Genomic DNA, 17,480 nt, shown 5'->3' with positions numbered 1-17,480 from the left:
TCCGCGGCGAGCTACTTCTTCGGTGGCGCCGCGCCCTCGAACATGGCGAGCACGAGCACGAGCTCGGAGTCGATGATGTTCCACGTGCCCGCGATGCGACCCTTCACCACGATGAGCGGTGAAATCCAGCCCCGGCTCATCTTCGCTCGGTGTTCGGCGGGCAGCAGACGGCGCACAGCCTGCTGTGCGCGGGCTCGGATCCGTGTCACCGCCTCGGAGTCCAGCACGCCCGCGGCGAGGAGTTTCTTCGATCAGGGCTGCCATTGTTTCGACATCCTCCACTGCCATCTTCGACAGGTTCGACAGCTTCGGGTCGTGACTGGCGGGAGGGAATGGGTCGGCGTCGGGGTTGATTAGCGTCGGATTCGGGCCATTTGGACCGCTACCCCCGGCCTGAGCTGAGGGGAGTCGTCGCTGTCAGGGGTTGACGTTCGGGAAAGGCCGGTTCGTCCGCCAGGTTTCGGCGTCGAACCACCCGACCGTGTACCTGTCGACCAGATGGTCGGCGATCTTGCGGGCGATGAGTTCGTACACCGCCTGGGTCGGGTGGGCGAGGTCGCTGGTGGTCAGAGCGCGACGCAGTGGCATCACCGGGTCGTCTTTCTGGCCGCCATACAGCACCTTGACGCCCGGAAGTTGGGCCGTCGGAATGAGATCGAACGCCTCGGCGTTGGCCGAGACCCGATTCATCCAGTCGGACATCCGCACCAGCGAGATATTGGCCTGCTCCGCACCCAGCGTGCCGTCCGTGGCAGCGGGCCAGTGGGTGACGACGGATGCGAGGAGGTCGTTGAAGTGCTGGGTGTTCTTCTCGAACTTATTCAGCAACTTCACCTTCCCGTCGGCGATCTTGTCCCGGAACCGAATCGAGACGGTCGGGCTCGGCAGGTCGATCAGCACGTAGTGATCTGTGTCGCGGGTGGCGCTTCTTACGGGCACCCCTAATCCGTTGTCGCAGTACGACCGTGGTGACCACGGTTTGCTGTTCATCGGGATGCCTGGAATCGAGAAGACGTTCTCCCGCTACCCTCAGCTCTACAGTCGTGTCGGCTTCGCCCACCACTACCGGCCCCTCACCGGCGAAGAACTCACCTTCGTCCTGAACCGGCACTGGCACAAACTCGGTCTCGAACTCGACCCCGACGACTTCACCGACGCCCAGGCCGTCGCCGCGGTCGCCCGCATCACCGGCGGCAACTTCCGGCTCCTGCAACGACTGTTCGCCCAGATCCACCGCATCATGAAGATCAACGAACTCCACACCATCACCGCCGACGTCGTCGAAACCGCCCGCAGCACCCTCGTCATCGGCGCCACCTGACGGTGCGATATCACCGCCACTTACCGCTGCGAGTCACACGGAACCTCCCCGGGGCCTCAGGCGAAAACATCACACGCCGCCGTGTCTCGCAACCAAGGTTTCGAGACAACTCGGCACCGGGTCCGGTAAGTGTGGGTTGTCGGAGTCGTCTGCACGGGTGACGTGCGGTTTCCGGTGCACGTGAAGGCGATTCGAACATCGGTGTGCCCCAACTCGCCTGCACCACGGTGCTTTTGGCTCGAAGTCGTCTGCACGGAGGGACTGCCCTGCCAGTCCCCCGGAGCCCAACGGGTCGTGAGCGTCAGGCCTCCGCCTCGGCTTTGGCCAGCCACTTGTCGCGGGTGCTGAGCAGCAGCGCGCCGAAGCTGTCGTGGGGCAACAGGTCGCCGCCGTCGCCCGCCCACCACTCGTAGGCCCGCCACTCGCCGTCCGTGCCGATGTGGTCCGCGCTGAGCACCCAGAAGTCGCCCTGGTTGGTGTCGGTGGAGATCAGTACGCACCGTCTGAGCTCGGACTCCAACTCGGGGAAGTCCATGTCCCCGAACCACGCGGTCCACATCTCGGGGTCCGCCTCCGGGTACCACCCGATCGCGTCGACCTGCCGCAGCGTGCCCGCGTTGGTCGGCATCTGGGCCCAGCCGTCGCTGACCAGCAGGAAGTTCCGGTAGCTGGGCGGCAGCGGGACGCCGAGCCGCTGTTCGGCGGCGCGGACCGCGTCCTCACCCGCGGGCTGCGTGCCGGGCCATTCGGTGCCGGGACCGGTCAGGAGCTCACGCCATTCGGGGACGGTGACGGGCGCGGACATGTGCGTACTCCATTCGTGATGACGGTGCGCGCCGATCGTAAGGGATGTCGCGGCCCACGCGCGTTGTTGTCGGAGAAGTCGGTGCGCACCAGGGGCACCGAGGGCATCCTCGGGAACAACGGCTCCCCACACCTGCAACTCGAAACCGCCACTGCTACTGGCGAGGAACCGGACGGGGACTTATCTGCGGCAACTCGGCTACCGCGACTTTTCGACGATCTGGACCCCACATGCCGCCCGGCCCGGAGGTAGCTGTAGACGGTTTCCCGGCTGATGCCGAACTCCTTGGCCAGCAGTGACTTCTGCTCACCGGCCGCGGCGCGCTCGCGCAGCTGGTGTGCCTGTTCGTCGGTGAGTGCGGGTTTGCGGCCGGTGTAGACACCGCGGGTCTTTGCCGCGGCGATGCCCTCGCGCTGGCGTTCCAGGATCAGGGCGCGTTCGAACTCGGCGAAGGCGCCCGCCATCGTCCCAGCGCCTCGGCCGACACCTTGGTGTAATTCGCGAGGCTGCGCACCGAGGCGTGCCCGGACAACGCCATCAGCATCGGCGTGGACGCGCCGGTCTCGGCGGCGTGGGTGAGCTTGCTGTGCCTAAGTTGGTGCAGTGTGAACGGGCCGCGCTTCATCGCCGTCGAGTGTTCCTCGAACAGTGTCGCCGCGCGCCGGTACGACAACCGGGCGCGCCGCGTGGTCGGGTCGATGTCCTCCAGCGCCACAGACGGTTTCGCCTTGCGGTCGGTGAGGAACAACGGCCCGCGCTTGCGGCCGGCGATCAGGCGGGGCAGCAGCCGCGCGGTGCCGGTCTGCCAATAGATGACGTCGCGGGCGCCGCCCTTGCGAGCCACGGTCGCGCACCGGTTCACGGTGTCGAGATTCTCGACGTCGAGCGTCAGGATCTCCTCGGCCCGAGCCACGGTCTCGTACAACATCGTCCACAACGTGCGCTCCCGCAGCGGCACGTCCGAGGCCAGCAGATCGCCGACCTCGTCGTGGGTCATGGCCCTGCTGTTGTCCGGCGGCGCCGGACGCGACTGCAACCGCACCAACGGATCACCGGCGAGTCACTCCTAGCCCGTCGCCCGGCTCGTCCGACTCACCATCGCCGACGTTGTCAACGACGACGACCGCTTGCTGATCCGTTTCGGCACACCACCGCTGCCCGTCCCTGAACCACTGGCGGGAATGCTGCTGAAACTTGTCGACACCCGCCAGAACATGGCCACAGTGAACCCGGACAGCCAGTGGCTGTTTCCTGGCCGCCGGGCCGGACAACCCTTGCACTCCAGCACCCTGCTCGAGCATCTCCGCAACGATCTCGGCCTGCCTGCGCAGGCCACGAAGTCGGCGACACTCCGCCAGCTTGTTCTCCAGGCTCCGGCCCCCGTCGTCGCCGACGCACTCGGCTTCTCCGCCAAGCACTTGATCCGGGTCTGGGGCGAGGCCGGTGGAAGCTGGACGACCTACTCCACCAGGGAAACCGGCCGCGACTCAACGAGGTGATCAGGTCGGGGAATACAGACCCGTTGACACGGGTCCTTGCCAGTTCCGACGCCGAACCGGCAGGTCGAAGCGCTTCGCGCGTCGCCGTCACGGTTTGATTCGGGCTCCGAATAGCGGCAGGCACTCCGCTAGCCCGGTCACTTCCACCGGCACGCTCCGATGCGCTTCCCATCCCTCACGCGTCAGCCGCAACCGGCGTATCACCGCCGGTTTTCCCCGCACTGCATGCACCTCGAGCCCGTCGGGCTCGTAGCCGAGTTTGCGTGAGACTCCGTGCGAGCCCAGGTTGTCATCGAACGCGCCCGATACCGCCGACTCGGCCCCGAGATGAGCGAAGGCCAACTCCAGAACCGCGGCCCGCATCTCGGTTCCGATGCCTTGCCCGTGATGGGTTCGGCCGAGCCAGGATCCGGTGTTCACCTCGCAGCAGACCGAGAAGTCCTTCGCACTGATCGTTTGGGTGCCAACCAACTCCCCCTCTCGGAGCACGACGAGATTGAGTGCCCACGCATCGACTTGCCAGTCGGCCCAGCATCGCCAGTGCCACCGCAGCACCCGCTGCGCACGTTCGTCTGGTTCCGCATCGGTCCACTCCGCAGTGAACGGCTGCACCGCCGGATCATGCACTCCCTCCGCGGCCAGCCCAGCAAGCGCGCCGAGATCTTCCAAACCAGGCATTCGCAGTTCCAGACGCGGTGTCCGCACCCGCAATCCGGCCAAGGGCCAGTACTTCATCAGGCTCATGCCCGCCATCATGGCCGCCGGGCGGCATTCGGGGCCACGGGGTTTCGCCAGCAGCGGACCCCGCCTGGGAAACCGGTCGCGACCAAGCGAGGCGATCAAAGGAATACAGACCGGTTGAATACGGACCCTTGCCGGTCTACCCCCAAGAAGTGTTAAGTCGTCCGCCGGGGCGAGAGCGGGCTGTTTCGGCAGGTGCCGCGGCGGTGTCGGGGTGTTAGCAGCCGCGTTGAGCTGTCGGGGCCGCGGATCGATTTCGGACGAGGCACCACGCGTTCTCGACCTCCGCAGGTTTTCCGCCGCGGCAGCGCCGCCGGCTTCTGCGGCTTTGCGGTACCAATACTGGGCTTCGGCGAGGTTACTGGTCAGGTGGTCGCGGGCATCCAGGGTTGGCCCTCGGCGAGGGTGACGAGGACTTCAAGGAATTGCTTGCCGTAGAAAGATCCCGAAGAGTTCAGGAGACGGGATTTTGATCAGGGAACGTTTTCCTGGTGGGGTTGACGGGCTTGATGTCCCAATGATCCGTCGAGGAGGACGTTCGTGGCCCAGTGTAGTGGGTTGACCCGTGGGGATCGCCGTCGTAACAGCAGGATTGAGGAGTTGCGGGCGGTGGTCCGCCCGGATCGTGCGATCTTGTCGATCGATCTTGGTGAGGATAAGCAGGTCGCTGCGTTGATGGATCACGACGGCCGGGTGCTGGGCCGGAAGGTGGTCAAGGTGAAGGCGCATGGGCTGGGCGGGCTGCTGGAGTGGGCGGCGGTCCAGGGTGGCAAGCATGATTTCGCCGGGGTGGTGGTGGGGTGTGAGCCGACCGGGCACCGGTGGCGGTCGGTGATGCAGCTGGCCGATGAGGCCGGGATGGGTTTCGTGTGCGTGCAGTCGCTGAAGGTGCATCTGGCGCGTGAGGCCGATGACTACACCCGTGACAAGACCGACCACAAGGACGCCGTGCTGATCGGCAGGTTGATGTCCCGGTTGGACTGCTATCTGCCCGAGCGGGCCGAAGAGGACTGGGCGCGGCTGCGGCATCTCGGGCAGCGCCGGTTCCGGCTGATCGGGGAGATGGTCGCGTGCCGCAACCAGATCAGCGACCTGCTCTCGTGCTGCTGGCCGGCGGTGCTGGAGTGCGCGGTCAAGCCTCTGGAGTCCACGACCTGGCTGGCATGCCTGGCGGTCACGGTGGACCGCTGCAACGGCAACCCCGTCAAGTTGCGCAAGCTGGGACGTGAGCGGTTCTTCGCCGCGGTGCGCCGCGAGTTGCCTCGTTTCGGGGCGCAGCGAGTGTGTCACCGGGTCGCCGACCGGTTCTTCGGCGCGCTGACCGACGGCCGTGGGGTGGCCACTCAGCGGCGCGGGGCGCTTGAACGGGTGGGGCTACTCATGGACGATTGGCGCTCGGTGATCGCCCGCCTCGGTGAGGTCGAGGCCCGCATGGTCGCGATCCTGGACGGGCTCGGGTTGACCGCCCTGGTCACCTCGATCCCCGGGCTGTCCGCGGTGGGTGCGGCGGTGATCCTGGCCGAAACTGGCGACCTGGAGCGGTTCGCCTCGGTCCGCAGCGTGGTCAAGCACGCCGGGTTGAACCCGGCCGAGCACACCTCGGCGACCTTGCGCGGCCGGACCCGTGTCAGCCCACCGCGGGCGGCCCGCGTTGCGCGCCGCGGCCTGGCGAGCCGCCTGGGGCGCGTTGCCCCACAACGCTGTTCTGGGCGCCAAGTTCACCCATCTGACCACCCGCGACCACGACCGGCTCGCCCCGGGCCAGGCCCGCGTCGCCTGCGCCGCGGCTCTGCTGCGCTGGCTGCATGCCGTCATCACCAAGCGGCAACCGTGGAACCCCGACATCGCCGCCCGCGCCGTGGCCGGCCACCAGGGACGGGCCACCACGGCCGCCTGACCACGCCACCAGAGCCGCGTATCCCGCGGTGCCGGTGACAATCTCACCTTCCCACGGCGGGGCGAGCCCCTAATGCCGTTGAGCCGTCAAGCTCGTCAAACACCAAGACCCGCCCCGCTGCCCCTGCACAAGCTCGATTGCGCGTTGTCGGGACCCCGCCCCCATAGCAGCGGGAACAGCCCGCTTGATGATCTACGTAGAGACGCAGGAGCGCGGCGGAGCCCCCGGCCGACCGCGGGATGGGTGCCTCCCCCACGAGCTGACCACGATCCGCCGTGGCCGGTCGGCCTCCGCATGCCCACCATGCCGTGTCGATGCTGCAGCGGCGCACCGGACCACCGCTTCGTCGACGCCGCAACCATCCCTGAGTAGGGGAAATCGATCGAGCCAGAAATTCCATCGAACCAGCTTGACAACGACCTCTTACGGTGGTGTTTGGCCGCTGTGGAGACGTAGCCGCGGATGGCGCAGAACTGTTCGGCACCGGTAAGGGCTCGCAGGCAGCCAGAGACTTTCTGGCGGAAGACTGCGGAAGCGGCGATGCCGACGACGAGTATCGCCACACCGGCCCCCAGTGCATCCGCCCCGCTCTGAGGGCTGTTGCGTTGATCCTGAACAGCCTTGTCGTAGGTAGTGCCACCGACCACTCGGCCGTTTCGGAATTCTTGACAAATCGTATTGGAGTTCAGAGGTCGTCGCAGGTCGGCGTGGCATACGGATCCTGAGACGACAGGTAGATACCCATGCCGATAGCGATCAGTCCCACCGGCACCGCCACCATCGCGACAAGCGACAGAGCGACCGCCAGTTGTTGAAGAACTCTCAACTGACGCCCCCGCCTACCTACTCGACTTTCGCGGTTATGCGGCGGCGTGTAGCCATGCTTGCTGGACTTCCATGATTTCCTGGGTTGTCGCTCGTCGGGGGTGGTGGGCATAAATCGGGGTGGCGATGATCTGGCGGCGGAGCTTGACGAGCATGTCCATGGTCGAGGGTTCGGTTTTGGTCCGGTACCACGGTGCGGCATGGCGGCGTTGGGTCACATCGTCTTGGTCGTGGCCGGCCGGGGCGTACCCCAGATGATCAGGATGCTGTGGCGCAACAGTCCGAAGGGGACCGTGCGGGCGACGGCGAGGGCGACGCGGTTGCGTGCTTGTCCGACGCCGAGGATGTTTTGGCGTCGAGCATGTCACGGGCCAAATCAGGCTTGCCCTGGCCGCTTTTGACCGCCAACGCGCCGGCAACGCCACCGGATGCGTGCAGAACGGCAACGTGACCACGACCGCGAGGACGACCCCGTTGTTGCCGAACCCGAGTTTCGCCTTCCCCGCCGCCGACCCGTCGTGGAACCAGCCCGCCGCGTGGACACAGCGGCCCCGGCGACGGAACAGGGTGTCGTCCACAGCGACCGTGATCGCCGATCCGACCGGAAGTAGCTGGGTGACAATCAGTTCGGCCAGCACCAACCCCATCTGTTGGGGACTCCATCGCGCGGTGGAGAAGAATCGGTGGGCTCGACTGTGATGCCACAGGGCGGCCAGTCCGGCACCGGTGAGCATCCCGCACACCGTGCGCCGCACCGGTTGGGCGAACAACCCCGCCACCATCATCGTGAACGTCTCGTACGTCGGGGCGGTGAAACATCCCCGGAAGTTGACCAGCACACGCGTGAGCGCACCCGGTGAGGTAGGGACCTGGAGCATCGGCGGAACACTCTAGCGTTAGCGATCGGGCTGTTACACGAACCGCCGATGCCCACCATCCAGCCCGAAAGTCTTGCGCGACAAGCCGTTACGCGACCTGACAGCCTTGAGCTGCCGCCATCACCCGACCCGGCCGGATTCCCTCAAAAGTGCGAAAGTCGAGTACCTAGTTGTGTACGAGCGTCCGCACTGACTTCCGGCGGCGGCAATTCGCTAGTTCCACGCCTGCGTCCCGTCCAATCGGGCCGCGAAATCTCAGTCGCACAGCTAATTCCCCTCGCATCGGTCCCGCTCCGACCCCGTGAAGGCCGGAGCCGATGTCAGAGTCTGGCGCTGTACTCGCCCTGGCTGATCCACGGTGGTCGCGGCGCTGGTCCAGCGTTAACAGACAACCTAACTCGAGATGATCACTCGGTGCAGAGTGTCGACCGGTTCGTTGATCGATCGGCATATGGGGTGTCGAGAATCGCGCGGTACCAAGAATTGGTATCCTTGTGCTCATGGGTAAGAACACGTCCTTCAGCCTCGATGAGCACTACAGCGCCTTCATCGACTCCGAGGTGTCCTCAGGCCGCTATCGCTCAGCCAGCGACGTGGTCCGCTCAGCCCTGCGGCTGCTCGAAGACCGCGAAACCCACCTGCGCGCGCTGCGCGACGCCCTGATCGATGGCGAACGAAGCGGCCCGTCCACACCGTTCAATTTCGACGCCTTCCTCGCCCGCAAGCGCGCTGGCGGGCCGGGCCCTCGGTGAGCCGATACCTCCTCTCACCAGCTGCCCAAGCCGACCTCGAACACATCTGGGACTACCACTGGGACGCCGACCAAGCCGAGGAATACCTGCGCGAACTCCAACGCACCATCGAACGGGTTGCGGTCAACCCGCGCATCGGCCATGCCTGCGACGAGATCCGGCCCGGCTACCTCAAATTCGCCGCCGGATCGCACATTCTGTTCTACCGGGTCACCACCGACGGCGTTGTCGACGTCGTACGCGTCCTGCACCAACGCATGGACGTCGACCGTCACCTCTGACCAGGGTGGCTCGGCAAGCCCCTATCTGTCTATCCAGCTAGCTAGGCACCTGCAGCGACAGAATGGCGCGTTCGACCAGTTCGCGGCGGGTCCAGCCGGTTGCGGCTTTCACTTCCTCAAGATGGCGTTGAACTTTCAGGAACACACGGACGCCGAGCTGTACTTCGGCTGACTCCGGCGTCGAACTCCGCAGCGTCAGCCGAAGATCCAACTGGAGATCAACAATCCGCGGCCGAACCCAGCACCCGACGATCGCGACCAACCAACCAGGCCGCGCCGCCCAGCCGCGGACCGCGCCGCCATAGATCAGCAGGCCGATCGCAACGTTTACGGCGCCTCGGGCGTCTTGCGGGCGGTGAGCCTGCGCAGCGCGGCACGCAAACCGGCCGACTCGTCGGCGCTGATTCGATCGACGAAATGGCTGAGCACCAGATCCGAGCGACCGCCGGAGCCGAGCGCCTCGAGCATGAGCCGGGCACTGTGTTCCTCACGGGTGAGGGTCGGCCAATATCGATAGGCCTTGCCCGAACGCTCGCGTGCCAGCCAGCCCTTGCGATGCAGGTTGTCCATGGTCGACATGACCGTCGTATAGGCGATGCCGCGTTCGGTCGCCAGTTCGTCGAAGATTTCGCGGACCGTCGTGGTCTCCGCGTCCCGATCCCAAATGCGGTCCATGATCACCGCTTCCAGGTCACCGAATCCACGCACCGTGCCGACTCCCTTATCGCTCACCCGTCTTGCCGACCGCCCAGCGTACCGGCTCAGCGGGATTCCTACGTAGGTAGGCCGTAGATTCGCTAGCGGTGGGGCCGCGGAAGGTTCGCCGCAGGTCGTCGACCCATAGATCGGGGATTTCCCAGGGGATGAAGTGACCGCCTTTGTCGTGGGCGTTGAGGTTGACGTGGTTGTACCAACTGGCGCGGTCGCTATCGAGAAAGCTCTGGAAGCGCCGCTCGGTGATTACTCCGGGCGGATTCTCGAAGCCGACGAAGGTGATGCCGGTCGGTGCTTCGATGACCGGTTGCCGGTCGTGCGACGGTGTCCAGGGGTAGCGATTGTTGTTGGCGTAGGTTCGAATCGAGGTACCGATCGCATTGTTGACCCAGAAGATCATGGTGTGGGTGAGCAGGTCGTCCTTGCTGAAGACGGTCTCGATATCGCCCCCGTGGTCGCTCCATTTCACCCAGCGTTCGAGGACCCAGGCGAGCAAACCCGCGGGTGAGTCCGACAGCCCTACGGCGAGCGTGCTCGGCTCGAGGATGTGCGCGGCAAGGTGGACGGCGAACCGCTTTTCCAACTCGATGATCCGGGCGTGGACAGCGGCGGGCAGGCCGTCCGGGATGGGCCTGCCACCGCTGACATCCCAGGCCCGGTCGCCGTCGAACAGGGTGAGCTGCTGACCGGAGCCGATGTGGATGGCGTACAACTCAAAGGGCGCGGAGGCGTGGTGCGACAGCCGGCGGGTACCGGGGAACCCGCTCGCGATGTTCAGTTGTTGCACTCCTATGCGAACATATGTTCGTGTCCGACTCCGCGCCCGCTTCTGGTAAGCCGCGGATCACTGTGCCCGGACGCGATCGTGGTGCGCCCACGCATGTCCGCCTATGCCGAGGCAAGCAGGGCGGTCTTCGAGGTCTTTCGCAACACGACGCCGGTGGTCGAGGGCGTCTCGATCGATGAGGCGTTCCTGGATGTCTGCGGACTGCGCCGGATCGCGGGCGCGCCCGTCGACATCGCCCATCGGCTGCGCGCCGAGGTCCGCGACCAGGTGGGCCTACCCATTTCCGTCGGCATCGCCCGCACCAAATTCCTCGCGAAGGTGGCCAGCGCGGTAGCCAAGCCGGATGGTCTGCGCCTGGTGCCGCCCGACGGCGAACTCGAATTCCTGTGTCCACTTCCGGTCGAAAGCCTGTGGGGCGTCGGCGAAGTCACCGCCCGCACCCTGCACGAAAACGACATCACCCGGGTCGGCCAACTCGCCGAACTCGGCGAACCGCTGCTGCGCTCCCTGCTGGGTAGTGCCGCCGCGCGACACCTGTACGCCCTGTCCTTGGCCCGTGACCCGCGTCGCGTCGAAACTGGCAGGCGCCGCCGCTCGATCGGCGCCCAACGGGCCCTCGGCCGCCGTCCGCGCCCACCCGATGAGATCGAGGCATACCTACACGGGCTCACCGATCGCCTCGGTCGCCGCCTGCGCGCAGCCGACCGAGTATGCCGAACCGTGGTGCTACGCATGCGTTTCGACGATTTCACCCGGGCTACCCGCTCGCACACCCTGCCCGATGCCACCGATCACACCGAAACCATCCTGCGCGCCGCCCGCATCCTGCTGGCCACCGCCATGCCGATGATCCAGCAACGCGGCCTCACCCTTATCGGCCTCGCCCTGACCAACCTCGAGGACGCCGACGCCGTCCAACTGGCCCTCCCCTTCGAGCCCCGAGCGACCAACACCCTCGACGCCACCCTCGACGACCTCCGCCAACGCTTCGGCTCGAGCGCCGTCACCCGCGCCGCCCTCATCGGCCGCGGCGAGGGCCTCTCGGTACCGCTCCTGCCGGACTGACCATGACATATCGAACCCGCCGCGCCGCAAGGCTGAGCCGCGAAGGTGAGGACATCTCTGCACTTCCAATCCCGGCTGCCGCCGCGTATCGGCTGGAGCGTCGAAGTGGACGATCACCTTGCAGGGCCGCACGCGGACGACCAGTTCGCTGGGCACACCGTTGCGCTTCCTGAACTCCTCGGCCCGGTCCGCGCCCATGTAGCGGCCGGCGATCTCGGTGGCGGTACGCACCAACTCGTCCGGGTCCTCCGTCGGTCTGTTGACGCCGAGCAGGCCCGCGGCTGGGGTACCCCCGGAGGAGGCCCCTGTGACTCAGGGGCGGACCGGCGGAACATCTCGACTATCCGGGCGCCGGGACAGGTTTGAGAGGGGAAATGTGGTGTACACGGCATTTATGAGCACGGCGAGTCACTGATGAACCCGCTGTTCGGCGAGTCGCCGTCGAAGCAAGCAAGCAAGCAAGCAAGGAGTGATCATCATTATGAAGGGTGGAGCACGAATAGCGGTAGGGGTGGGAATCGGCTACGTACTCGGCCGCACGCACAAGATGCGGTTCGCGTTGTCAGTGGCAGGTGCGGTATTGAGCAGGCAGACCTCGGGAGGGGCGCAGGAGCTGGTCCAGCGAGGGACCTCATTGCTCAGGTCGTCACCGGAGCTGGCCGAGCTCACCGAAACGGTCCGCGCGGAGTTGCTGGGTGCGGCACGGGCCGCGGCGGTCACCGCCGCGAGCAACCGGATCGATACGTTGAACGCCCGCCTCCAGCAACAGACCACAGGAACCCGAGCGGACGAAGAACCCGAAGAGTCTCCAGAGCTCACCTCAGGCCGGGGCGAAGAAGAGTACGCCGGCGAAACATCCGCGGATGACTACATCGGCGGCGAGGAACGCGAACCCGCCGAGGAGAATCTGGCGGACGAGTACCCGGACGAAGAGGGCGCGCCGGACGAGGACACCGAAGCTGCGAATAGCGAGCAATACGATAGCACCGAGGAAGCCCAGGAGCCCGCCCCTGCACGACCGGCGGCACGCGCAGGCCGACCCCGAGCCGGTGAGTCCCGCTCCCGGGGGCCGGACAAGTCGTACGGCTCCGGGGCCCGTAAGCCGGCTACACCCACTCGGCGTCGTGTACGCACTGACGCCGACGCCGCGGAACGTGCGCCGGTGCGGCGCACGAGGAGGTGAACCCGATGGTGCGGAAATCATCTCTCGAAGACGTCCCCGGCAAAGTGGGCAAGACCGCCACCGGCACCGTTGGCAAAATGGGCAAGGCCGCCGCCGGCACCGCGGGCCAGGTCGGCAAGACCGCCACCGGCACCGTTGGCCGGGTGGGTAAGACCACCACCGGCACCGCGGGCCAGGTCGGCAAGGCTGCGACCGGCGCGGCCGGAACAGCTCAACGGAAGGTCCAGGAGGCCACCCCCACCGGGCAACTGCAGCAATCGCTCCAGGATCTGGCCGGAACACTGGCCGGACGTGCCCTCTCAGGGATCTCGGACAAGTTATCCGGGACGGCCGGACGCCTAAACCAATACGCGGAAGGCGGTGGTGGGAATCTGCTGTCGGCGATGACCGGCATCGAGAAGCTCGCCGAGGGCAAATCGCCGATACAGGCGGTCTTCAGCGCTGGACTTGATCGCCTCAAGCACACCGCCCAGGAGAAGTTCCAGGACGTGACGGAATCTCTTGTCGGCGGTAAAGGTAAGGGCCCCGGCGGCAAGGAGCTCAAACTGACGAACATCATCGAGCAGATCGACATCGGCGCTCCGATCCAGCTCACCTACGACCAGTGGACCCAATTCGCCTACTTCCCGAAATTCATGAAGAAGGTCGAGCAGGTCGAACAGGCCTCCGACGAGAAGCTCGTGTGGACCGGCAAGGTGTTCTGGTCCCGGCGCACCTGGGAGTCCACAATCGTCGAGCAGGTGCCGTTCGAGCGGATCGTGTGGCGCTCGAAGGGCGCCAAGGGCTATATCGACGGCGCGGTGACCTTCCACGAGCTCGCTCCCGACCTGACCCGCGTCATCGTGGTGCTCGAATACCACCCCCGCGGACTCTTCGAAAAGACAGCCAATCTCTGGCGTGCGGCCGGGCGTCGTATCCGCCTGGAACTGAAGCATTTCGAGCGCCACGTCATGACCGAGAGCGTGCTGCATCCGGACGACATCGAGGGCTGGCATGGCGAGATCCGCGACAAGAAAGTCGTCATGGACGACGAGCCCGCCCGCCGCGAGGAGCAGGACACCTTCGAAGACGAGGGTGTGGAAGACGAAGCCAACGACGAGGAACCCGAGCCGCACCATCGTCGATCTGCGGCCCGCGGCAGCACCACACCAAGAATTAGGTCACGAGTCGAGCTAGGAGAAAGAGCATGACAATCCAACCCGCAGGCGGCGGAGGGGGCGCTGGCACTATGGCCCGCCCGAACTCCTCGGGCCTGGCCGAAGTCATCGACACGATCCTCGACAAGGGTCTGGTCATCGACGCATTCGCACGGGTGTCGCTGGTCGGCATCGAATTGGTGACCATCGACGCCCGGGTCGTGGTGGCCAGCGTCGACACCTATCTGCGATTCGCCGAGGCCGTCAACCGGCTGGAGATTTCCCAAACCCAACCGAAGGGCCTACCTGACCTGGTCGGCGATATGACGGAGGGCGCGGCAAAACACAAGACAAAAGGCGCTATCGAGGCCGCGGGCGAGAAGGTCATGGACTTCCTCGGGGACGTCCAGGACCAGCGCCAGGCAGCGAGTAGGCCGTCGAAACGAAGGGGAAATTGATGCCCACCGATCAGGCCACAACGGCCCCTGAAAAGAAAGACGTTCAGAGCACCGCAGTGTACGTGTACGGCATCGTGCCGGCCGATGTGGAACCCGAGGAGGACGCCTCCGGTGTCGGTGATCCGCCGACGCACATTGCGATGGTGCGCAACGGCGAGATCGGCGCGCTGGTCAGCGAGATTTCGGTCGATCGGCCACTCGGCACGCCCGACGACCTCACGGCCCACGCGGATCTGCTGGACGGTTCCGCGGCTGTCACGCCGGTGCTGCCGCTGAAGTTCGGAGCGGTGATGGCCGACGCGGAGTCAGTGGAGAAGGAACTGCTCGAGGCTAACCACGACGAGTTCCGTGCCGCGCTGGAGGAGCTCGAGGACCGTGCGCAATTCGTGATCAAGGGACGCTACGTCGAGCAGCAGATCCTGCGTGAGCTGCTCGACGAGAACCCCGAGGCCGAGCGGCTGCGGGAGGAGATCCGCGACAAGCCGGAGGACGCCACACGTAACGAGCGCATGGCGCTTGGCGAGATCATCAACCAGGCGATCGAGGCCAAACGCGCCGAAGACACGCGCCGGATGATCGATGCGCTCGACGCACTGGAACCGCTGGTCAACCAGCGGCAACCCACCGACGAGGAAGACGCCTTGCACATCGCGGTCCTCATCGAATTATCCCAGCAGGGCGAACTCGAAGAGGCATTAGGACGACTGAGCGAGGAATGGGACGGCCGCGTCGAGATCAGCCTGTTCGGCCCGATGGCGGCCTACGACTTCGTCATGAAGCAGGAACCGGCGGGCTGAATCATGGGCCTGCTGTCGTCCATCATCTCTTTGCCGTTCGCCCCGATCCGCGGAGTGATCTGGCTGGGTGAAGTGATCCAGGACCAGGTCGAACAGCAACTCCACGATCCGGCGATCGTTCGGCGGCAACTCGAGGAACTCGACGAAGCCCTGGCAGCGGGTCACCTGTCGAAGGAGGAATACAAGGAAGCGCAGCAGGCGGTCCTCAACCGGATGATCCGGGGTCCGACGACATGAGACCGACCGAAGGGAAGGAGTGACCCGCGATGAGCGGCAAAACCACCCGCGACGAGTCCGACGACGTCCAGGAATCCGAACTGACTCAACCGCCTCCGCTGAGCGCGGTGCAGGCCGCCACGGCAGCGATCGCGGCCCTTACGGAGCTGATTCCGAAGGAAGTGCAGGGGGTCACCTCCGTGGAGCCCACTGAACAGGGGTGGACCGTGGAAGTCGAGGTGCTCGAGGACCGCCGTATCCCCTCGTCGGCGGACATGCTGGCGCTTTACGAGGTGGAGATCGACCTGGACGGGAACCTCTTGGCTTATCGCAGAACCAAGCGCTACGGCCGCGGTAGCAGCAACATCGGCGGAAGGTATCAGACATGACGGTGGTAGGGGGCGGGTCGTCGTCGCCGCAGCCATACGGGGGCGGGCACCAGTCGACAAACCTCGGCGACATTCTCGAACGGGTCCTCGACAAGGGCTTGGTGATCGCCGGCGACATCCAGGTGAATCTGCTCGACATCGAACTGCTCACCATCAAACTGCGGTTGGTGATCGCCTCTCTGGAGACGGCGAAGGCGGTGGGCATCGACTGGTGGGAGACCGATCCCTGGCTCAACAGCAAGGCCCGCACGCTCGAGCGGCAGGATCGGGACCTCGAACTCGAGAACCGGGAACTCCGCGACCGAATCGCCGAACTCGAAGCCGGACGCGACCGCCGCCTACCCCTCGAACGCACCCGCCAACCCATGGAAGAGGAGGATCGTGACTGACGGTGCCGGGGTCTGGTTGTACGCGGTGACGGTCGACGGGCACGCCGCGGACGAGCTGCGCCGCGTGACCGGAGTGGCGGGCGAGGACGTCCGCATCGTCGTCTTGAACGACTTGGCCGCGGTCGTCGGGACGGTCCCGCTCGAAGTTTTCGGCAACGAGCCGCTGCGGCACAACCTGGAAGATCTGAAATGGCTGGAGGCGACGGCCCGGGCGCACGACACCGTCGTCTCCGAAGTCGCGCGACGGGGCCCGGTCGTCCCGCTGCGCCTGGCCACCGTCTATCTCGACGACGACAGAGTCCGTGGTCTGCTCGACGAGCGACGGGCGGACTTCGAGTCGGCACTCGCCCTGGTGACCGACCGCACGGAGTGGGGCGTCAAAGCCTACGGCGACCGCGCCGCCCTCACCACCACAGTGGCCGAGGCCCATGCGACGAGCAGCGACAAGGGCACGGGCACGGCGTATTTGCTCCGTCGCAAAGCCCAGCTGTCCGCGCAGGAGATCGTCGAACACGACGCCGCGGCGCGCGCAGACGCGATCCATGCGCGCCTGGTCCGACATGCTGCCGCGGGTCGGCGCCAGGCCGCGACGGATCCGGCGCTGAGCGGCAGCCGGGACTGGATGGTGCTCAACGGCACCTATCTGGTGGACGACGACCGCGCCGACGAGTTCGCTGCGACAGTCGAGGAACTCGGGAAGGAATATCCCGGTATCCGGCTCGAGCTCACCGGTCCGTGGCCGCCGTATTCCTTCGCCGGCGTGGAACGCGACGCCACATGAGGGATGCCGACGGCGAGCGCCGCATCGCCCTCATCGACCTGCTGGACCGGGTGCTGGCCGGCGGCGTCGTCATCTCGGGCGACATCAAGCTCTCCATCGCGGACGTCGACATGGTGCAGATCTCGCTGCGGGCCCTCATCTCCTCCATCAGCACCCTCTCCACCCAGCCACTCGAGTCCACGGCACCGCGCGAGGCACTGGAAAGATGACTGAGTTCGACGGCATCCCACCACATATCGACTCGAATCCGGAATCCGTCGAGCGCGGACTCGTGACGCTCGTGCTCACCCTCGTGGAGCTGCTCCGGCAGCTGATGGAGCGGCAGGCGCTACGGCGGGTGGACGAGGGCGACCTGAGCGACGCGCAGATCGAGCGGATCGGCACCACCCTGATGCTGCTCGAGGAACGGATGGAGGAGTTGCGGGACCACTTCGGGCTGACCCCTGAGGATCTCAACATCGACCTCGGACCGCTGGGGACGCTACTTCCCCGGGAGTGAGGCCTGAACCGCTACACATTCTTACTCGCCTGCACCTCCTCGACCGGTGGGTTATCCTGTTGACGTC

The 17,480-nt window shown here is 65.9% G+C and carries 27 protein-coding genes and 1 pseudogene; 16 read left to right on the top strand and 12 right to left on the bottom strand.

All coding sequences use genetic code 11. From position 1 onward, the window contains the following. Positions 1-11: 11 nt before the first annotated feature. Both ACV7NQ_RS40680 and ACV7NQ_RS40675 read right to left on the bottom strand, forming a co-directional pair. Positions 12-209 (bottom strand): hypothetical protein, encoded by a 198-nt coding sequence (locus ACV7NQ_RS40680; protein ID WP_463364361.1) that lies wholly within the window; start codon positions 207-209, stop codon positions 12-14. A gap of 208 nt (positions 210-417) precedes the next feature. Then, positions 418-939, bottom strand: a complete 522-nt coding sequence (locus ACV7NQ_RS40675; RefSeq protein WP_463364360.1) for a hypothetical protein — start codon at positions 937-939, stop codon at positions 418-420. Here ACV7NQ_RS40675 and ACV7NQ_RS40670 point away from each other — a divergent pair. Further along, entirely contained in the window at positions 920-1,321 is a 402-nt protein-coding gene (locus ACV7NQ_RS40670) for a TniB family NTP-binding protein (RefSeq protein WP_463364359.1), read from the top strand. The two genes, ACV7NQ_RS40675 and ACV7NQ_RS40670, sit on opposite strands and share 20 nt — an antisense overlap. A gap of 301 nt (positions 1,322-1,622) precedes the next feature. On the opposite strand, the gene ACV7NQ_RS40665 is transcribed toward ACV7NQ_RS40670, so the two are convergent. Genes ACV7NQ_RS40665 through ACV7NQ_RS40655 form a run of 3 tightly spaced genes read right to left on the bottom strand, consistent with a single transcriptional unit; the run spans position 1,623 to position 3,168 of the window. After that, positions 1,623-2,126, bottom strand: coding sequence for an SMI1/KNR4 family protein (locus ACV7NQ_RS40665; protein WP_463364358.1), 504 nt, complete (start codon positions 2,124-2,126; stop codon positions 1,623-1,625). After that, the gene (locus ACV7NQ_RS40660; RefSeq protein WP_463364357.1) at positions 2,084-2,590 is read right to left on the bottom strand and encodes a helix-turn-helix domain-containing protein; all 507 of its coding nucleotides are present in this window, start codon (positions 2,588-2,590) and stop codon (positions 2,084-2,086) included. Before ACV7NQ_RS40660 ends, ACV7NQ_RS40665 begins: the two co-directional genes overlap by 43 nt. Next, the gene (locus ACV7NQ_RS40655) at positions 2,554-3,168 is read right to left on the bottom strand and encodes a tyrosine-type recombinase/integrase (protein ID WP_463364356.1); all 615 of its coding nucleotides are present in this window, start codon (positions 3,166-3,168) and stop codon (positions 2,554-2,556) included. Before ACV7NQ_RS40655 ends, ACV7NQ_RS40660 begins: the two co-directional genes overlap by 37 nt. Before the next feature lie 85 nt (positions 3,169-3,253). Between ACV7NQ_RS40655 and ACV7NQ_RS40650 the strand changes: the two genes are divergently transcribed. Further along, on the top strand, positions 3,254-3,625 hold the full coding sequence (locus tag ACV7NQ_RS40650; RefSeq protein ID WP_463364355.1) for a hypothetical protein: 372 nt from the start codon (positions 3,254-3,256) through the stop codon (positions 3,623-3,625). A gap of 87 nt (positions 3,626-3,712) precedes the next feature. On the opposite strand, the gene ACV7NQ_RS40645 is transcribed toward ACV7NQ_RS40650, so the two are convergent. Then, on the bottom strand, positions 3,713-4,369 hold the full coding sequence (locus ACV7NQ_RS40645) for a GNAT family N-acetyltransferase (RefSeq protein WP_463364354.1): 657 nt from the start codon (positions 4,367-4,369) through the stop codon (positions 3,713-3,715). A gap of 630 nt (positions 4,370-4,999) precedes the next feature. Here ACV7NQ_RS40645 and ACV7NQ_RS40640 point away from each other — a divergent pair. After that, on the top strand, positions 5,000-6,301 hold the full coding sequence (locus tag ACV7NQ_RS40640) for an IS110 family transposase (RefSeq protein WP_463364353.1): 1,302 nt from the start codon (positions 5,000-5,002) through the stop codon (positions 6,299-6,301). 647 nt (positions 6,302-6,948) lie between these two features. On the opposite strand, the gene ACV7NQ_RS40635 is transcribed toward ACV7NQ_RS40640, so the two are convergent. Then, complete coding sequence (locus ACV7NQ_RS40635; protein WP_463364352.1) at positions 6,949-7,089, bottom strand: hypothetical protein; 141 nt, start codon at positions 7,087-7,089, stop codon at positions 6,949-6,951. A gap of 34 nt (positions 7,090-7,123) precedes the next feature. Beyond that, positions 7,124-7,966, bottom strand: a complete 843-nt coding sequence (locus ACV7NQ_RS40630) for a transposase (protein ID WP_463364351.1) — start codon at positions 7,964-7,966, stop codon at positions 7,124-7,126. Positions 7,967-8,466: 500 nt separating this feature from the next. Between ACV7NQ_RS40630 and ACV7NQ_RS40625 the strand changes: the two genes are divergently transcribed. Together ACV7NQ_RS40625 and ACV7NQ_RS40620 are read left to right on the top strand one after the other, a co-directional pair. Next, positions 8,467-8,718 (top strand): type II toxin-antitoxin system ParD family antitoxin, encoded by a 252-nt coding sequence (locus ACV7NQ_RS40625; RefSeq protein ID WP_463364350.1) that lies wholly within the window; start codon positions 8,467-8,469, stop codon positions 8,716-8,718. Then, positions 8,715-8,999: a type II toxin-antitoxin system RelE/ParE family toxin gene (locus ACV7NQ_RS40620; RefSeq protein ID WP_463364349.1), complete on the top strand. Its 285-nt coding sequence runs from the start codon at positions 8,715-8,717 to the stop codon at positions 8,997-8,999. The genes ACV7NQ_RS40625 and ACV7NQ_RS40620 overlap by 4 nt, the downstream gene beginning before the upstream one ends. 37 nt (positions 9,000-9,036) lie before the next feature. On the opposite strand, the gene ACV7NQ_RS40615 is transcribed toward ACV7NQ_RS40620, so the two are convergent. The 3 genes from ACV7NQ_RS40615 to ACV7NQ_RS40605 form a co-directional block, all read right to left on the bottom strand. After that, on the bottom strand, positions 9,037-9,261 hold the full coding sequence (locus ACV7NQ_RS40615) for a hypothetical protein (RefSeq protein WP_463364348.1): 225 nt from the start codon (positions 9,259-9,261) through the stop codon (positions 9,037-9,039). A gap of 65 nt (positions 9,262-9,326) precedes the next feature. Then, positions 9,327-9,731 carry a BlaI/MecI/CopY family transcriptional regulator gene (locus ACV7NQ_RS40610; RefSeq protein WP_463364347.1) on the bottom strand — a complete coding sequence of 135 codons (405 nt, stop codon included), beginning with the start codon at positions 9,729-9,731 and terminating at the stop codon, positions 9,327-9,329. Then, the gene (locus ACV7NQ_RS40605) at positions 9,721-10,500 is read right to left on the bottom strand and encodes a hypothetical protein (RefSeq protein WP_463366141.1); all 780 of its coding nucleotides are present in this window, start codon (positions 10,498-10,500) and stop codon (positions 9,721-9,723) included. Before ACV7NQ_RS40605 ends, ACV7NQ_RS40610 begins: the two co-directional genes overlap by 11 nt. Here ACV7NQ_RS40605 and ACV7NQ_RS40600 point away from each other — a divergent pair. Then, a complete protein-coding gene (locus ACV7NQ_RS40600) occupies positions 10,396-11,565 on the top strand; it encodes a Y-family DNA polymerase (RefSeq protein ID WP_463366008.1) in 1,170 nt (389 codons plus the stop codon). The two genes, ACV7NQ_RS40605 and ACV7NQ_RS40600, sit on opposite strands and share 105 nt — an antisense overlap. Before the next feature lie 99 nt (positions 11,566-11,664). On the opposite strand, the pseudogene ACV7NQ_RS40595 reads toward ACV7NQ_RS40600, so the two are convergent. After that, positions 11,665-11,817 (bottom strand): annotated as a pseudogene (locus tag ACV7NQ_RS40595) (pyridoxamine 5'-phosphate oxidase family protein); the annotation flags it as partial. A 217-nt stretch (positions 11,818-12,034) separates the two neighbouring features. Here ACV7NQ_RS40595 and ACV7NQ_RS40590 point away from each other — a divergent pair. The 10 genes from ACV7NQ_RS40590 (at position 12,035) to ACV7NQ_RS40545 (ending at position 17,413) form a co-directional block, all read left to right on the top strand. After that, positions 12,035-12,748 carry a hypothetical protein gene (locus ACV7NQ_RS40590; protein WP_463364346.1) on the top strand — a complete coding sequence of 238 codons (714 nt, stop codon included), beginning with the start codon at positions 12,035-12,037 and terminating at the stop codon, positions 12,746-12,748. A gap of 77 nt (positions 12,749-12,825) precedes the next feature. After that, positions 12,826-13,938: an SRPBCC family protein gene (locus ACV7NQ_RS40585; RefSeq protein WP_463366007.1), complete on the top strand. Its 1,113-nt coding sequence runs from the start codon at positions 12,826-12,828 to the stop codon at positions 13,936-13,938. Continuing rightward, the gene (gene gvpJ / locus ACV7NQ_RS40580; RefSeq protein ID WP_463364345.1) at positions 13,935-14,342 is read left to right on the top strand and encodes a gas vesicle protein GvpJ; all 408 of its coding nucleotides are present in this window, start codon (positions 13,935-13,937) and stop codon (positions 14,340-14,342) included. Before ACV7NQ_RS40585 ends, gvpJ begins: the two co-directional genes overlap by 4 nt. Beyond that, positions 14,342-15,139: a GvpL/GvpF family gas vesicle protein gene (locus ACV7NQ_RS40575; RefSeq protein ID WP_463364344.1), complete on the top strand. Its 798-nt coding sequence runs from the start codon at positions 14,342-14,344 to the stop codon at positions 15,137-15,139. The genes gvpJ and ACV7NQ_RS40575 overlap by 1 nt, the downstream gene beginning before the upstream one ends. Positions 15,140-15,142: 3 nt before the next feature. Further along, entirely contained in the window at positions 15,143-15,376 is a 234-nt protein-coding gene (locus ACV7NQ_RS40570; RefSeq protein ID WP_463364343.1) for a gas vesicle protein GvpG, read from the top strand. Positions 15,377-15,405: 29 nt separating this feature from the next. Beyond that, positions 15,406-15,744 (top strand): gas vesicle protein GvpO, encoded by a 339-nt coding sequence (locus ACV7NQ_RS40565; protein ID WP_463364342.1) that lies wholly within the window; start codon positions 15,406-15,408, stop codon positions 15,742-15,744. Further along, positions 15,741-16,133 (top strand): gas vesicle protein, encoded by a 393-nt coding sequence (locus tag ACV7NQ_RS40560; RefSeq protein WP_463364341.1) that lies wholly within the window; start codon positions 15,741-15,743, stop codon positions 16,131-16,133. The genes ACV7NQ_RS40565 and ACV7NQ_RS40560 overlap by 4 nt, the downstream gene beginning before the upstream one ends. After that, on the top strand, positions 16,126-16,914 hold the full coding sequence (locus ACV7NQ_RS40555; RefSeq protein ID WP_463364340.1) for a GvpL/GvpF family gas vesicle protein: 789 nt from the start codon (positions 16,126-16,128) through the stop codon (positions 16,912-16,914). The genes ACV7NQ_RS40560 and ACV7NQ_RS40555 overlap by 8 nt, the downstream gene beginning before the upstream one ends. Further along, positions 16,911-17,123, top strand: coding sequence for a gas vesicle protein (locus tag ACV7NQ_RS40550; RefSeq protein ID WP_463364339.1), 213 nt, complete (start codon positions 16,911-16,913; stop codon positions 17,121-17,123). Before ACV7NQ_RS40555 ends, ACV7NQ_RS40550 begins: the two co-directional genes overlap by 4 nt. Next, positions 17,120-17,413 carry a gas vesicle protein K gene (locus ACV7NQ_RS40545; RefSeq protein WP_463364338.1) on the top strand — a complete coding sequence of 98 codons (294 nt, stop codon included), beginning with the start codon at positions 17,120-17,122 and terminating at the stop codon, positions 17,411-17,413. Before ACV7NQ_RS40550 ends, ACV7NQ_RS40545 begins: the two co-directional genes overlap by 4 nt. The last annotated feature ends 67 nt before the right edge of the window (positions 17,414-17,480 follow it).

Source organism: Nocardia sp. Tas62D01, from assembly GCF_055232035.1.
The sequence above is the reverse complement of the archived record's forward strand: the minus strand, read 5'-3'. Positions and strand labels throughout refer to the sequence as shown.

What these genes read in the sequence shown, in the direction of transcription:
- ACV7NQ_RS40665 (WP_463364358.1), bottom strand. Translation starts at nt 2,126, where the DNA reads ATGTCCGCGCCCGTCACCGTCCCCGAATGGCGTGAGCTCCTGACCGGT.
- ACV7NQ_RS40660 (WP_463364357.1), bottom strand. Translation starts at nt 2,590, where the DNA reads ATGGCGGGCGCCTTCGCCGAGTTCGAACGCGCCCTGATCCTGGAACGC.
- ACV7NQ_RS40645 (WP_463364354.1), bottom strand. Translation starts at nt 4,369, where the DNA reads ATGAGCCTGATGAAGTACTGGCCCTTGGCCGGATTGCGGGTGCGGACA.
- ACV7NQ_RS40630 (WP_463364351.1), bottom strand. Translation starts at nt 7,966, where the DNA reads ATGCTCCAGGTCCCTACCTCACCGGGTGCGCTCACGCGTGTGCTGGTC.
- ACV7NQ_RS40625 (WP_463364350.1), top strand. Translation starts at nt 8,467, where the DNA reads ATGGGTAAGAACACGTCCTTCAGCCTCGATGAGCACTACAGCGCCTTC.
- ACV7NQ_RS40585 (WP_463366007.1), top strand. Translation starts at nt 12,826, where the DNA reads ATGGGCAAGGCCGCCGCCGGCACCGCGGGCCAGGTCGGCAAGACCGCC.
- gvpJ (WP_463364345.1), top strand. Translation starts at nt 13,935, where the DNA reads ATGACAATCCAACCCGCAGGCGGCGGAGGGGGCGCTGGCACTATGGCC.
- ACV7NQ_RS40575 (WP_463364344.1), top strand. Translation starts at nt 14,342, where the DNA reads ATGCCCACCGATCAGGCCACAACGGCCCCTGAAAAGAAAGACGTTCAG.
- ACV7NQ_RS40570 (WP_463364343.1), top strand. Translation starts at nt 15,143, where the DNA reads ATGGGCCTGCTGTCGTCCATCATCTCTTTGCCGTTCGCCCCGATCCGC.
- ACV7NQ_RS40565 (WP_463364342.1), top strand. Translation starts at nt 15,406, where the DNA reads ATGAGCGGCAAAACCACCCGCGACGAGTCCGACGACGTCCAGGAATCC.
- ACV7NQ_RS40560 (WP_463364341.1), top strand. Translation starts at nt 15,741, where the DNA reads ATGACGGTGGTAGGGGGCGGGTCGTCGTCGCCGCAGCCATACGGGGGC.
- ACV7NQ_RS40550 (WP_463364339.1), top strand. Translation starts at nt 16,911, where the DNA reads ATGAGGGATGCCGACGGCGAGCGCCGCATCGCCCTCATCGACCTGCTG.
- ACV7NQ_RS40545 (WP_463364338.1), top strand. Translation starts at nt 17,120, where the DNA reads ATGACTGAGTTCGACGGCATCCCACCACATATCGACTCGAATCCGGAA.